The organism is Prodigiosinella aquatilis (genome assembly GCA_030388725.1).
GTDB classification, from domain to species: domain Bacteria; phylum Pseudomonadota; class Gammaproteobacteria; order Enterobacterales; family Enterobacteriaceae; genus Prodigiosinella; species Prodigiosinella aquatilis.
Genome location: CP128857.1, coordinates 3,002,673 through 3,017,266, shown reverse-complemented (window position 1 = coordinate 3,017,266; position 14,594 = coordinate 3,002,673). Strand labels below are relative to the sequence as shown.

The following is a 14,594-nucleotide window of genomic DNA, read 5'->3' as shown; positions in this document are numbered from 1 at the left end:
TAAAACTACAATACCCGGTTTTGTAGCTACGTATCTAATAAAAGGCGAGTCAACAACCTTTCTGTTTTTCGCTAATGACTATGCATTTCTGAACCAAATGTTATTGTGGTCTTTGATAATGATCCCAACATGTGAAACATCCAGTCCTCTTTTTGTTGAATAAATGCCCACGTAATCACCTGTCCGTAGTTTATTTATTACCTCTTTACCTATTGCAGATGCCGGTATATAGCTTATCCGGCGTGAGATAATGCCGAGACCCTTGACATATTCTTGCTTTTTATTCTTTTGGTTTAGCTGTTTGTTGACGGTAATAATATACGGGCTGATGTCCTGAGTAACATCTTGTGCATTTCGCGGAGATGTGACCGCCCAGTCCGTGAAAAAATGTTTTCTGCCAGTAAAATCAATCAATCCGTCTGTATAACGGGTCTTAACAAGTTCAGATACATAAGTTTGCCAGCTACTGGCGTGCGCCATGGAACGAACATAATCAAGAAAAGTAAAACAATCCACGGTACTGGGGTTAGTGACCAGCCTCTCTTGTATCGAAGATGACCCAATCAGTGTATGCGCCTGGTAAGGTGTTCCGAGGAAATGGAAAGATATCTCAGCAACGCGTTCACTATAGCTGAGGCCCTTCCTGTACAAAGAAGTGGTATGAAGGATTTTGTTAACTTTAGCCTGACTTTCTTCAGTAGAATAGTCGCTTCGTGCCTGCTGAGACTCAGCAAATCCCGCGCAGCTATAAAAAGAAAGGAGAAAGATGATTGCTTTTTTCATAAAACATTAACTTCCTCAGAGGTATTTCTCATTCCCCCCTGAGCGCGCTTTATAACTCTGGTTATAGGCTGATATTCTTGGATTTCTGCGCCAGACCGGGTAATCGAACTGGCTTCTGCGGCGTCCCCGCCACGTTCTGTTCCATGGTCTTAAACTTTTCAGCAGCTTAAGCCCCCTGGATAGCTGTCAATCCTGTGATAGGCGTGCTTAACAGAATTATCCGTTCACAATGTCCGTGGATGATTTTGGTCAGGCGCTTGAGCTGACGACGCAAGTGGTCACGTCGCTCGATCCCGACAGGGTGTGTTGCTATATGGAGCGGGCGCTGGAAAGCCTGGCGGAGACCTTGGCGCACTCGCCTGACCGACCAGTACAACTGCTTGACATTCTGCCTATGTCTGAGCGCACCTTGTTGCTCAAAACGTGGAACGCGGCAGAGGCGTCCTACCCGGGTCATCTGTGCATTCATCACTTATTCGAAGAGCAAGTGGCGCGCAGTCCCGAAGCGACGGCATTGATCTTTGAGGATGCGACGCTCAGTTATGGAGAGCTCAATGCTAAGGCCAATCAGCTGGCGCACCGGCTAATCGACCTAGGCGTGGGCCCAGACCAGCGGGTGGCCATCTGTGTGGCGCGATCCCCGGCCATGGTTGTTGGTCTCATGGCGATCTTAAAGGCGGGCGGGGCCTATGTGCCGCTCGATCCGGCCTATCCGGGCGAACGGCTTGCTTACATTCTTGCCGACGCTGCCTCGGTTCTAGTGCTGGCCGATGCGGCAGGACGCAAGGTGCTGGGTGAGGCGTTACTGTCTTATACCGTGCTTGACCCTAATGAGACGTGGTCAAGGACGGCGGCGGAGTGTGAGACTAATCCCCGGGTTCGCAGTCTCACTCCCCACAACCTTGCCTATATTATCTATACCTCAGGTTCAACCGGACAACCTAAGGGAGTTATGGTCGAACATCGCGGATTAATAGCATCGACATTGGCGAGGACCTATGTTTATGAGACGAAGTGTGATGCTCGATTCTTGCTATTGTCATCTATGGCGTTTGACAGCTCCGTAGCCGGCATTTTCGGGACTTTGACGACGGGAGGGGCCTTATGTTTACCAAACAGTAAAGCAGCAGTAGATCCAAATATTATTAGCAATCTATTGATTGAAAATAAAATTACATCCGTGCTGCTTGTGCCTTCTCTCGCTCGGTTAGTATTGCCGCAGGTTGCCCAACATGGATATGGACAACTACGCCAAGTGATCGTAGCAGGGGAGTTATGTCCTGCGAAGCTCATTCGAGAAGCGACATCAGACTCTACTTCTGTTGAACTATTTAACGAGTATGGTCCTACTGAGACGACAGTCTGGGCTACGGTCCATCATTGTATATCTGATGAACTTGACCCAGTCCCGATCGGCCGTCCCATTTTAAACACGTGTATTTACCTTCTGGACGCATATGGTCAGCCAGTTCCATTAGGGGTGGTGGGTGAGATGTATATTGGGGGAGCAGGTGTTGCGCGCGGATATCTGAACCGCTCCGAACTGACGGCAGAACGTTTCCTGCCCGATCCCTTTGCCGGCATACCTGATGCGCGGATGTTTAAGACAGGTGATTTGGCCCGTTATCTTCCAAACGGGAGCGTGGTATTCGTAGGACGCAATGACGACCAGGTCAAGATCCGGGGTTTCCGGATTGAGCCGGATGAGATTGCGGCCAGATTGGCTGAGCATCCCTCCATTCGCGAGGCAGTTGTGGTGGCGCAAGGCGCAGATACCGACAAGCGGCTGGTCGCTTATATCGTAACTCAACCTGATGTCTCGGTAAATGAAGTCTCTACGTCGACGGGCTTAACGATAGCGGGGGTGATGCGTGATTATCTGAGTAAGCGTCTGCCCGATTATATGGTGCCGTCAGCCTTCGTGCGGATGGAAAGTTTACCCCTGACGCCCAATGGCAAGCTTGATCGGCGAACATTACCTGCGCCAGTGGGCGAGGATTTTGCCCATGCGGCCTATGAAGCGCCGCAAGGCGAGATTGAGACCACTTTGGCGGCGCTCTGGTCTGGGTTGCTCGGGGTTGAGCGGGTCGGTCGCCATGACAACTTCTTCGCCCTCGGCGGTCATTCTCTCATGGCTTTGCAGTTGATGCAGAGGATCAGGAACTGCGGTTTTGATTGCTCATTAAACAAGATTTTTGAACACCCGCGATTGGCTAATTTTGCTTTGCAAATCGCACAGTCTCCATTGGGACCGCATACGAGGGCTATCCCGGTGCGTCTTGGGGGAACCGAACCACCCATCTTTTTTGTTCCCTCAGGATTAGGTGATTATTCGTATGTTATTTCTCTGGCGCAATATCTCCGAGTAAGCTGCCCAATCTACGTGCTGCCGTGGTCGGCTATTGGTGAACCTTCTCCCCTCACGCTGGAAACTATGGCTGAGAGAATGCTTCCCGTCATCCAGACAATTCAGCCCAACGGCCCCTATAGAATCGCCGGGTATTCTTCAGGCGGGATACTCGCTTATGCCCTCGCCCATTCGCTTATGGATAAAGACGCCTACGTTGAGTTTTTAGGTTTCATTGATGTACCCGCGCCCAATAAGTTAACGTACAAAAATCAAAACATTAAACTGGATTTTATTGCACATGCGAAAGCAATGGCTTCCGAAGCTGAGCACCATAAATTAGATATTTTAATTAGGGATATTGATGATACCGAATTTGAAGAACTGATAAAAAAAGCGCAGGGTCTAGGGGGCTATGATTCTAATGCAGACCTCTTGCTGGACACCGCCAAATGGAGATCAATTTATCGCTTTGCACAACTTGCGGGTGGCTATAAGCCAATGCGATTGCCAATTCAGATCCCGCTCTATCAGTTTTACGCGGCCGATCGCGAGAACGTTAATCTGCCGCCGATTGATATGGTCGGTGGGTGGAAAGATGCATTACCTGATTTGAATATTCATTCTGTTTCCATTCTCGGTGGACATCTATCGATGATGACTGACATCGACCATCGTAAGCAGCTGGCTGAGGCATTCAATCGCGCACTCTTAAAACTCAATGGTGATTGAGAGTGAGCATTGCGCGCGCCGTTCACTTACTCATAAGGGGCGCCGGTGCAAAATTCGCTATTACCCATTTGATATGGTTCGTAAATAGACCCCCCGCTGCCAGCAGCGGGAAATATATCCAGAAATGGATTCAAATAACATAATGTTATAGTGGTAAATTGCTTTTCAAAAGAAGACCATAGGTAAAATTTAGGCGTTGCTCAAAATGATGCCATAAATCAACATATCAGCGGAATGTGACCCGGCGCCGGAATACAAATTGGAGATATCATGGCTAATTCCTATCGCGAAATGCTGACAACCCCTGGAGTGATGGGATTGGTGTTCGCGAGTTTTATTGTGCGCCTGCCACAGGCGATGATCGGCATCGGCATCATTACCATGTTGGCGGAGCAGCGTGGTCTTTATTGGCTGGCGGGCTCGGTCGCAGCCACATTTACGTTAGCAAACGCGCTTATCGGCCCGCACGTGTCGAAATTCGTTGACCGGCACGGCCAGAGCAGAGTTCTTCCGGTTATTACCGCCTTCAGCATTGTCATGCTGCTGGCGCTGCTGATTGCAGCCTATATGAAAGTCGCTGCTCCATTCCTTTTTATTCTTGCTGCACTGGCCGGCACGATGCCGAACATGCCGGCCATGATAAGGGCGCGCTGGACAGAGCTTTTCCGAGGCAAGCCGCAATTGCACACGGCCTTTTCCCTCGATACCGCTCTAACAGAGCTGTCCTATATTGTTGGCCCAGTACTGGCCATTGCCTTGAGCACGAGCGTCTTTGCCGAAGCAGGACCTCTGGCTGCCGTCTTGCTGCTGGTGATTGGCATGACCGCCTTTCTTTTGCAACGGCAGACGGAACCGAAGGTGGTCAGCAGCGGCAGGGGGATCGGAAGCTCGACCTTGCATATACCCGGTCTTCGTATCATCTTTCTGGCGCTTATGGCGATGGGTGTGATTGGAGGTTCAATCGATGTGGCCGTCGTGGCCTTCGCCAACGCACAACATTGGCCAACGGCCGCCAGTTTCATCCTTGCCGCCTACGCGCTCGGCTCGGTGATCTCTGGCCTGGCTTTCGGCGCGTTCAGGATTACCTTACCGCTTGAGAGGCAGTTCCTTATAGGGATACTGGTCACGGCAGTGACAGCGATATTGCCCATTCTCTCACCGGATGTTTATATCATGACGGGAATGGTCTTTGTGGCAAGCTTATCCTTCGCGCCGACAATGGTCGTCGTCATGAATCTTGGCACCATCATTGTTCCACCGTCCAAGCTCACTGAAGGACTGACATGGATGACGACCGGCATCAGTATTGGCGTTGCGCTCGGCAGCGCACTTTCGGGCCGGATTATCGACGCCTTTGGCGCACGGGCAGGCTTCGGCGTGCCCATCGTCGCGGGGCTCGTCATGGTGATGGTCGTGCTTATCGGTTTTCGTACACTTCGTGCCGCGTCCGAGACGCACGAAGTGCTGACCTTCCGGTAAAATGCATCGTGCGGTGCGCTCTGCCCATGATCTTTTCCCATAAAACAGGTTCACGCACTTTGAGGCGAGGCTTAGTTCCGGTGTTACGCTCTTCGCTCATGACTGAACGAGGTCCTCCTATGGGCGGTTTGGTGCCGATTATAGTCATTCACACTCTGAGAGTTACACTTTTAAGTGATTCTCAGGGTGCGAATGACTATACCTCGCTCTTAACAGACTGCCAGTGACTAATCCATTCCAGCATAGAGAACGACATTTTTTAGATAGCTTTGAGTGACCACTTGCCCCCTCTTTCCCTAGCAACTACAATGTATACAAAACACACAATGTAGTGAGGTGTTACCATGGGCGTTATGTCTGTTCGATTGAATGATGAAACAACTGCGCAACTTGATGCGCTGGCTAAAGCTACGGGACGTACCCGCTCTTTTCTGGCTGGACAAGCCATTGAAGACTATCTTGCGCGGGAAGCCTGGCAGATAGCAGAGATCGAGCAAGCTATTAAAGAAGCCGATGCGGGCGATTTTGTCTCATCAGATGAAATGAATAACCTGTTTAGGAAGTTAGGTACGGCAAGACATGGAAATTAAATGGCTGCGTAAAGCTGCGGCCAATTTGGAAGCCGAGTACCTCTATATCGCGCAGGACGATCCACAAGCCGCCGGCCAATTCGTAGATGAAGTCCAAAGGTTGACGGAATTACTACCGCAACAGCCAGCAATGGGAAGGCCAGGGCGTGTGCTAGGAACGCGTGAGCTTGTGTTAACGCACTACCCCTACATCATCCCCTACCGCGTGAAAAATAATATGATCCAGATTCTACGCGTCTTTCATACGCACAGGCGTTTACCATCAAAATGGTGAACAACCGCTTCCCTGAATTTTCACGAACGTACATCCACCGACTAACAGTTACACGGCCATGAAAGACGAGAAAAAACAGAACCAACAATCAAGATCGTCAGGCTGGGGCGGGAAACGTATCGGTGCAAGTGCTCCCGTTGGTAACACCAATGCAGTGAAACATGGGGAACGCAGCCGCTAGGCATTCTTTCCTTTGGCTCGTGATAATGGGCGATTTACGCCGTTGCAATTGTTACGAGCAAGAAACCTGCTCCTTGCAGAACGTGTCGGCGAGTTGATGCACAGATCTCTTTCCTTGGGCACAGCAGAATGGCGTGAGTTTATGTTGCTAGCCGGGATTCTATGGCATCAGAGATGGCTATTGTTGACAAAAGAGGGAGTCCATATAGCCCAATTAAGGTGTGAAACGCGCAATGACCAAGCCGCTGCATGGCACTTCAATACCAAAAATCACTGCATGTCAAAAATGCCACGCGTGCTGAATCACTCTTAAATTGTTTGTTATGCGCGTGCTAAAGCTGTATGCACAGTCTCAGCATATCTTTGTGCTGAATACCATTTTCAAAGATAGGCTCAGGGTAATTGAGTAAAAAATGGTCTTTGATTATCGAATCAACTCGAAAGCCAAAACGTTGATAGTAAGTCAGTTGATAACCGAATGTGCCGGTACCAAGCTCTACACGGTCGATTCCCTTGCTTGGTAGTTGAGATAGAACATATTTTAAAAGCTTCGAGCCAACACCTTGACCTTGGTACTCTGGATATACCGAGATATTGAATATTTCAGCAAGACTATTCGTTTGTGGCTTCACAGTGCAAGCAGCCAATATACGACCATTGTCTCGTGCAGCAAAACACCATGAATCATACAAATATGAAGAAATACTTGCCTCTGAGGGATCAGCTTCGAGCAACAAATCGAGCGGAATCTGACTACTTTTGACTTCGATATATTCCATTTACCCTCCAAGCACATAGCCCAATTAAGGTGTGAAGCGCGCAATGACCAAGCCGCTGCATTGCACCGTAAACACGTTACCTGACATAGTAAAACTGCCACGCGTTGAGAATCCACTTGAATTATTTGTTATGTGAATTTCACTGTGAATTCAAAATAAATCACCGTAGAAATGAATAAATTTTAATAAGTTACGTACGAAACTGATGCTTACCAAAACTTAAATTTCACAGCGATCTGAACCAAAGAGAGCCACTTACAGAATCAACGACAAAGAAAACTACCTGATCTCTTTAACGACCTTGGTCGTCGTATAAACTTTTTTGATAAAGAAATCGATGTTGTGTTCAGACAATCTGAAGCCTGTCAGCGCATTGCCAAAGTTAAAGACATTGGCCCTAAAACGGCCACAGCTGTTGTGGTCGCTATTGGCAAAGGAACTGAATTTAAAAATGGTCGTCACTTTGCCGCATGGCTTGGTCTGGTTCCACGACAGCACTCGAGTGGCGATAGACAGGTGCTGATGAATATGACGAAAAAAGGCGACAAGCATTTGCGGACACTTTTTATTCATGGTGCCCGCGCTGTCGTCAAGGTTGCCACGAATAACAATGATGGCTGTCTGCATCAGTGGGTTAATCAGTTGAAGGAACGGCGCGGGTTTAATAAAACGACCGTGGCGGTCGCTAACAAGAACGCGAGAATAGTCTGGTCGATGCTGAGAAATGATACCGAGTATCAGGCAGTTGGAAGTTAGTACCCAGCCATAAAAGTTGCAGTGTACTGAAAAATGGTGACAGGTTGCACCTGCACAATCGGAACCTGACTATTATATTGGCCTCAGAGGCCGCCCAGTTGTTGAGGCGATTGTGTGCGGATTACCCATTTGGGCACAGATTTTCCTGATGCCGGATAGATGTAAGCAACAACCCAAAACCAGATTCAGTATTTGCAAAACGGAGGTAGTCCATAGATGTAGTTCGAGGCTTCAGAAATACCGGCCTCCCGGCAGACATCCTTAACGGTACGGACTTCAGAACGGCGATGATTTGGTGTTCGGTGAATCGGGCTTTGCGCATAGCGATCTCCTCAACGGGACATAATCAGTATGTCGGAAGATCTCTAAAAGTGGATGGTTCGTTTTACCGGGATGCTTACAACAGCATCTCGATTAATCGATGGGATTCTGAAGAAAATGGATTTGATTTCTCTACTGTTATCATGGCTATATCCTACAAAGAGACTATGACCAGCATAAAGTATCCTGCCTGGAAAAGCAGCATCCCGAAACCAGTGTTGGGACAGCTCTGATTCCTGGCTATCCCGAGGATGCTATGCCCGTTTTTCACTCAGAGCAGAATGCCAGATTTGAGAGTGTTCTACCTCAGAATACTACTAACTTAGGTCTGAACTGATACAGCTAAATTCAACCCTCAACCCACTTCACCGCTGCAGCCTAAGGGGCGCTACGTCCAGGTATGCAGGGGCAGTTTTTTCTCCCATGTGCTTTCCGTTCCCGTATCAGCTTCCGGTTAATCGTTTCTCAACACAACCCGTCCCGCAAGGGTAAATGGCACGCATTCTGCGCCCTTGCGTGCCGGAACGATGCCGGGAAAGCGAACCGTCAGGCGATACGAAGACGAAAATCACACCACTGACGGAGAAAAAACCATGATGACTTCCCTGTATACCCAGACTAGCGCCCCTAACACCGCAGCGGCGACCAGCGTATCCCCGCTGGAGCAGTCAGGCTCCTCAAAAACGAAATTTTCTCAAACCAGAACAGATATTTATCAGACCGTCACCGACAACATCATTGCAGCGCTTGAAGCCGGTGTAAAACCGTGGTCTTGCCCGTGGCAACGAGTGCCAGGCATGTCTGGGTTGCCTTCTAACTTCGCAACCGGTATCGCGTATAGCGGAATGAATATCATGCTGTTGTGGTGCAGTGCGTCAGAACAGGGCTTCGGTGATTCACGCTGGATGACCTACAAACAAGCACAGGCAGTAGGTGGGCAGGTTCGTAAAGGCGAGCATGGCACGACAGCTATTTTCTATACAACCTTAGAGAAGGAAAACGAAGACGGCGAAATCGACCAGATCCCGATGCTGAAAACCTTCACGGTGTTCAATGTTGAACAAATTGACGGCCTTCCACTGAGGACTGAAACAGCCAGCCCCGCCGGGATGTTCGAACCGTTACCACAGGCTGAAAAACTGTTTTGCCGTAGTGGTGCCAACATCATAGAGAAAGGTCAAAATGCCTTCTTCAAGCCATCAACGGATGAAATCTGGTTGCCGGAACGCTACCTTTTTTCCGATGCCGCTAATTTCTATGCCACCGGCCTGCATGAGCTGGTTCACTGGAGCGGTGCTAAAAATCGCCTGAACCGTGAAATGAAAGGAAGATTCGGCAGTGAGGATTATGCCTTTGAAGAGTTGATTGCCGAGCTGGGAAGCGCGTTCCTGATGGCGGATCTGGGGATCGCTGGAGAGGTGCAGCATGAAAGCTATATCGCTTCCTGGCTGAAAGCATTGAAGAACGACAAGCGCTATATTTTCAAAGCGGCCAGCGCCGCCTCAAAAGCGCATCGTTATCTGATGGATAAGATTTGAGTCGGAAATGATAAGCCGCAAAGGAGTGCGGCTTTAACCTTATTGCGGGGCAGGGAAGGTGGCAGATGTTTAAATTTCCCTGCGAATTTTCTGGACATAATATGCCCGGAAAATTCGCAGGCTGCGGGTGCGGGCGGCAAAGAGCCCGCGCATCCCGCAAACGGCGTTTGTACATCGGTGATTGCTGTAAACGACGGCTCAGGTATGACGACTGACTGTGAAGTTTGCAGGACTGCAACGATAGCAGAGCCTGTTTTTGGTGTTATGATAAGTGTATTATGCCGTGTAACACGCACGTATTCATGTAGGAGATAAACCATGACCGTGAAACAACGCAACACGCAGAGCGTGACCATGACGGTAGAGCGTGCCTTACTGGTCCGGGCGCGTGAAGCGGGCATTAACCTGAGTGCCACCCTGACAACCGCCCTGGATGCAGAGCTTCGCCACTATGAAGCGAAAAAATGGCAGGAAGAGAACAGGGAAGCCATCGACGCATTAAACCGTTTTCATGATGAACACGGCTGTTTCAGCGATGAATACCGGACGTTTTAACCATGCAATTCACCGTATACGGTAATACCGGGAAAAGCGCCATTTACCCGCTGTTGCTCGATGTCACGAGCGATATTATTGGGCAGTTGAATCGTCGGATAGTGATCCCGTTGCTCCCGGTTGAAAAGTACCCGGCAGGCCGCCGACCGGATCGCCTTGTCCCTGTCGTCAGGCTGACGGACGGCAAAGAGTACGCCGTAATGACGCACGAGCTGGCAAGTATCCCTGTCCAGGCTCTGGGGGCGGTGTTTTGTGATGCGTCGCAGTACCGTAATCAGGTAAAAGCCGCAATAGATTTCCTCATCGACGGCATTTAATCGTGGCTGTCGGGAGCCTGTTCCCGTTCGTCTATCGTGCGGAACAGAAACCTCTCCCGGTTTTTGGCATCAAACGGGACCGGAAGACCGTTCCTTGCCCACGTTCTGATACGGTCAAACAGCCTGATGAGAGCGGTTTTGGTTTTGTCGTCCGCATAAATATAACGCCTTTTTTCTCGATGCCTTTCAGCAGAACTATGAGATGGTGAGGTTTCAGTTTCGTGACTGGCTGGTGCCCGATAACCGAAAAGATAGGGTTGTTCATACTGGCAAGCAGACGGGCGGCATTCTTCACGCGAACGTATTGAATACAATGCTAAAAAGCAAAAATCCCGCTTAAGTTGCCTTAAGCGGGATTTTCTAAATATGGCTCCTCTGACTGGACTCGAACCAGTGACATACGGATTAACAGTCCGCCGTTCTACCGACTGAACTACAGAGGAATTGTGTGAACGGGGCGCATCTTAACGATGGCCTGAGGGGATGTCAAAGCCTGTTTTCACACTTTTGTATCGAATGCAGAATAAATCACCAGATCTGGCTGAAACCGTGATCCACCCGTCTTATCGGGCCGTGCCAATATTCCGCAGCACACTTCAGAATGGCATTGTTTGGCACCGCTATATTCAGACCTGCATGGCAAATGGCACTGGCAACATCATCAATACACCGATTTGCTTTATAGCAGGCGGAAAGCATCAGGGTTATCTTCCCTGATGCTGTGCTGATTACTGCCTCTGGAGCCGTAATTGGTAGTGGTAGTGAGTGGCGGTCAGCAGATAGTCGCTATGTACGCTCGGACTCCAGGAGTCATCGCCGCCAACCCCCATGTGGAAACCATCCAGATTCAGCCATACGCCATGTTCCGGTTTCAGCAGGTGGTGATGGCTACAGTCCATCAACTGCGTCAGGCTATAACGGCCGATACCGAAATGGAAATCACCTTCGACGCACCAGTTGCCGTAATTCAGTCGTCGGGTATGGCAGCGCAAACCATTTTCTGACGGAAAAATATACGGTGTGTGCATGGACTCCAACGGTAATGTCCAGCGCCCGTGGCGTGCTGCTAGTTGACGGTCGGGGTAGTTTTCATGTGGGCCTTGTCCCAGCCAGCTTACTGATGGATGTGAATCCGCCAGTTGGGCGCTCAGTCCTATACGAGCCAGCGCCGGCAGGGACGCCGCCGCATCGACGTTAATATCGACCGTCAGCACGCCTTGATGGTTGATCTGCCATACTTTGCGGCTTATCAGCAGTGTTTGCTGCTGATGACAGAAGGTATGTTCGGTCACGATTTGCACACTGTTGCTTAACTGCTCCGCCTCTATCCGTATGCATTGAGTTTTCAGTTGATATAAGCCCGCCAACTTCCAGCGTTCTACCCATGCGTTGGGATCGATATGGTCAACTTCGCTGATGCCGATGTCATTATCCAACGGGGCGCGGACAAAATTGTCCTGCAACGGACTGAGCAGACCTGCGTTACCATCTTGCCACCATTGTTCCAGCAGGCCGGTTTGCCGGTTGAAAACCCAGTGTTGATCGTTGTGATAAACGTGTGTCCAGGCGTCGTCCTGATTCAGTTGTGGCGGTGTTCCATCGAAATGGTCAGGCGTCGGTAATAGCCGTGAAACGGGCAATGGCCACTGATCCCAGGCGCAGCGGTGATTGGCGGCTGACCAGTCGGTAGCGTTGGGTTGAACGACGTCAACATTTAACCACATGGCTTCCACATTGTCGGTGTGTGGCAGCGTATCCAGTAATGTGATGGTGATGCTGGACTGTGGTGCCAGTGTCAACGGCAGACTGCCAGCATTGATTTGCTGATCATCCTGCATGATGTTCCAGTGCAGCGTTTCGTTGTCGCAGTGGCGAAACAGGTATTCGCTGGTGATTTCCAGTGTCAGGGGCTGGGTGGAAATCAGCTCAAACTGGAAAAATTGCTGGGCACGCTGAGCCTCATACAGGCTGGGATGCGCAGAGCGATCGGGGAACAGCAAACCATCCAGACAGAATTGGCGATCATTGGGTTGGTCGCCAAAATCTCCGCCATAAGCCCAGAAAGGGTGTTGTTGATCGTCATACTGTATCAATGCCTGGTCGACCCAATCCCAGATAAACCCGCCTTGCAGCCGGGGATGTTGGCGGAATGCCTGCCAGTAGCGATCAAAGCCGCCTAGACTGTTGCCCATGGCGTGGGCGTATTCACACAGAATCAGCGGACGTGTTTCTCCCGGTAGACCAATCCACTTTTTGATGGACCATTTTGGGACGGCCGGGAAGGGCTGATCCTGATCGACGCGGGCATACATCGGGCAAACGATATCCGTTGCGTTGCTGTCGGCACCGCCCCCTTCATATTGTACCGGTCGGGTGGGATCCTGCTGCTTGATCCATTGGTACATGGCATCGTGATTACGGCCATATCCTGATTCATTACCCAATGACCAGATGATAATGCATGGGTGGTTGCGGTCACGTTGCACCATACGCGTTACCCGTTCCGCAAACGCGGGTAGCCAGCCTGGATCGTCGGATAAACGGTTCATCGGCTGCATGCCGTGGGTTTCAATATTGGCTTCGTCTACCACATACAAACCATAGCGATCACACAGGCGATACCACAATGGGTGATTGGGATAGTGCGAACAGCGTACTGCGTTGAAATTGTGCTGTTTCATCAGCAGAATATCGTTACGCATGGTGGCTTCGTCGATAGCTTGTCCGCGTTCAGGCTGGTGTTCATGACGATTGACACCGCGAATCAGCAGCGGTTTGCCGTTAAGCTTCAGCAATCCCTGACTGATGGTGACCTCACGAAAACCGACATCGTAGGCTTCGGCTTCAATCAGTGCTCCTTCCGCGGTTTCCAGCGCTATCACCGCACGGTACAGATTGGGCGCTTCGGCGCTCCAGAGTGCGGGATGCTCGACGGGTAACTGTAGTTGTACGCGGTCGTGATAATGTCCACGTTCATCAATGATCTGGCTGCCAAACGGACGGTGGGTTTCTCCCACCAACGCTTTTCCGCGCCACAGCTGTACATGCAGTTGCCAGGTCGACGTCGTCTTTTCTGGTAGGTTGGCCTGCGCCTGCACACACAACGTTCCTTGGGTGTAATCATGATGTAACGGTGTGGTGATGTGCACATCGCACAGATGAATATCGGGTTTATGCAGCAACGCGACATCGCGGAAAATTCCGCTCATACGCCACATATCCTGATCTTCCAGATAGGTACCATCCGACCAGCGCAATACCATGACGGCGAGTCGGTTTTCTCCCACTTTCAGATAGGCGGTGAGGTTAAACTCGGCCGGTAGGCGACTGTCCTGAGAATAGCCTACCCAATGTCCATTGCACCACAGATGAAAGGCTGAGTTGACACCGTCAAAAACAATCCTTGTCTGTTCGTGATTTATTCTCTCACTGTCCATAGAAAATGTGAGCGAATAACACCCCGTGGGGTTCTGTTTGGGTACATAGGGTGGGCTGACAGGAATCGGGTATTTGACATTGGTATAAATGGGGGTGTCGTAGCCGGCGATCTGCCAGTTTGAGGGCACGGTGATCTGGTCAGCATCAGGTAAATCCTGGCGTAACCAGCTTTCTGGTACCACTTCCGGCTGAGGGAAATAGCTGAAAGACCATTCGCCATTTAACGAGTGTCGCTGCGGTGACAATGCATCATCTCTGGCTTGCTCTAGTGTCCGCCAGCTCTGAAATGGGGGATGTGCCGGCAAGCGCTGAACGTGGGTACAAGCTGGATTCTCCCAATCACGCCGGGCCAGAATCGCCGTGAGAGTAGTAAGCGTATGATGCGGATAGATTGAAATAGACATAAGGCTGAGTTTCCCTGCTTCGTCGGCAACAATGATAGTAACCAGTAGTATTATTGTTATTCGCTCAGAGTTTATTTGAACATCACGATATCTTTTGCCGG

At 50.2% G+C, this 14,594-nt stretch carries 11 protein-coding genes, 1 tRNA gene and 3 pseudogenes; 8 read left to right on the top strand and 7 right to left on the bottom strand.

The genetic code is table 11. From position 1 onward, the window contains the following. Nucleotides 1-78: 78 nt before the first annotated feature. A complete protein-coding gene (locus PCO85_13970) occupies nt 79-783 on the bottom strand; it encodes a DUF1460 domain-containing protein (protein ID WJV52343.1) in 705 nt (234 codons plus the stop codon). A gap of 35 nt (nt 784-818) precedes the next feature. Beyond that, nucleotides 819-982: pseudogene (locus PCO85_13965) on the bottom strand (metal ABC transporter substrate-binding protein). A 30-nt stretch (nt 983-1,012) separates the two neighbouring features. Here PCO85_13965 and PCO85_13960 point away from each other — a divergent pair. The 4 genes from PCO85_13960 to PCO85_13945 all read left to right on the top strand — a co-directional run bounded on the left by PCO85_13960 (nt 1,013) and on the right by PCO85_13945 (nt 6,205). Then, nucleotides 1,013-3,862: an amino acid adenylation domain-containing protein gene (locus PCO85_13960; GenBank protein WJV52342.1), complete on the top strand. Its 2,850-nt coding sequence runs from the start codon at nt 1,013-1,015 to the stop codon at nt 3,860-3,862. A gap of 270 nt (nt 3,863-4,132) precedes the next feature. Further along, on the top strand, nt 4,133-5,341 hold the full coding sequence (locus PCO85_13955) for an MFS transporter (GenBank protein WJV52341.1): 1,209 nt from the start codon (nt 4,133-4,135) through the stop codon (nt 5,339-5,341). 344 nt (nt 5,342-5,685) lie between these two features. Then, nucleotides 5,686-5,931, top strand: a complete 246-nt coding sequence (locus tag PCO85_13950) for a CopG family ribbon-helix-helix protein (protein ID WJV52340.1) — start codon at nt 5,686-5,688, stop codon at nt 5,929-5,931. Further along, complete coding sequence (locus tag PCO85_13945; protein WJV52339.1) at nt 5,921-6,205, top strand: type II toxin-antitoxin system RelE/ParE family toxin; 285 nt, start codon at nt 5,921-5,923, stop codon at nt 6,203-6,205. The genes PCO85_13950 and PCO85_13945 overlap by 11 nt, the downstream gene beginning before the upstream one ends. A gap of 512 nt (nt 6,206-6,717) precedes the next feature. Here PCO85_13945 and PCO85_13940 read toward each other — a convergent pair. Then, the gene (locus PCO85_13940; protein ID WJV52338.1) at nt 6,718-7,164 is read right to left on the bottom strand and encodes a GNAT family N-acetyltransferase; all 447 of its coding nucleotides are present in this window, start codon (nt 7,162-7,164) and stop codon (nt 6,718-6,720) included. A 276-nt stretch (nt 7,165-7,440) separates the two neighbouring features. Here PCO85_13940 and PCO85_13935 point away from each other — a divergent pair. From PCO85_13935 to PCO85_13920, 4 genes and pseudogenes are all read left to right on the top strand, one after another. After that, nucleotides 7,441-7,920: pseudogene (locus tag PCO85_13935) on the top strand (IS110 family transposase). Nucleotides 7,921-8,834: 914 nt separating this feature from the next. After that, nucleotides 8,835-9,779, top strand: coding sequence for a zincin-like metallopeptidase domain-containing protein (locus PCO85_13930; protein ID WJV52337.1), 945 nt, complete (start codon nt 8,835-8,837; stop codon nt 9,777-9,779). 318 nt (nt 9,780-10,097) lie between these two features. Then, a complete protein-coding gene (locus PCO85_13925; protein ID WJV52336.1) occupies nt 10,098-10,334 on the top strand; it encodes a type II toxin-antitoxin system CcdA family antitoxin in 237 nt (78 codons plus the stop codon). Between the two features lie 2 nt (nt 10,335-10,336). Further along, complete coding sequence (locus tag PCO85_13920) at nt 10,337-10,651, top strand: CcdB family protein (protein ID WJV52335.1); 315 nt, start codon at nt 10,337-10,339, stop codon at nt 10,649-10,651. A gap of 160 nt (nt 10,652-10,811) precedes the next feature. On the opposite strand, the pseudogene PCO85_13915 reads toward PCO85_13920, so the two are convergent. From PCO85_13915 to PCO85_13900, 4 genes and pseudogenes are all read right to left on the bottom strand, one after another. Next, nucleotides 10,812-10,940 (bottom strand): annotated as a pseudogene (locus PCO85_13915) (integrase). 78 nt (nt 10,941-11,018) lie between these two features. Continuing rightward, nucleotides 11,019-11,094, bottom strand: a tRNA-Asn gene (locus tag PCO85_13910). Nucleotides 11,095-11,179: 85 nt separating this feature from the next. Beyond that, entirely contained in the window at nt 11,180-11,350 is a 171-nt protein-coding gene (locus tag PCO85_13905) for a hypothetical protein (GenBank protein WJV52334.1), read from the bottom strand. Between the two features lie 29 nt (nt 11,351-11,379). Next, on the bottom strand, nt 11,380-14,493 hold the full coding sequence (locus PCO85_13900; protein ID WJV52333.1) for a beta-galactosidase: 3,114 nt from the start codon (nt 14,491-14,493) through the stop codon (nt 11,380-11,382). Nucleotides 14,494-14,594: the final 101 nt, after the last annotated feature.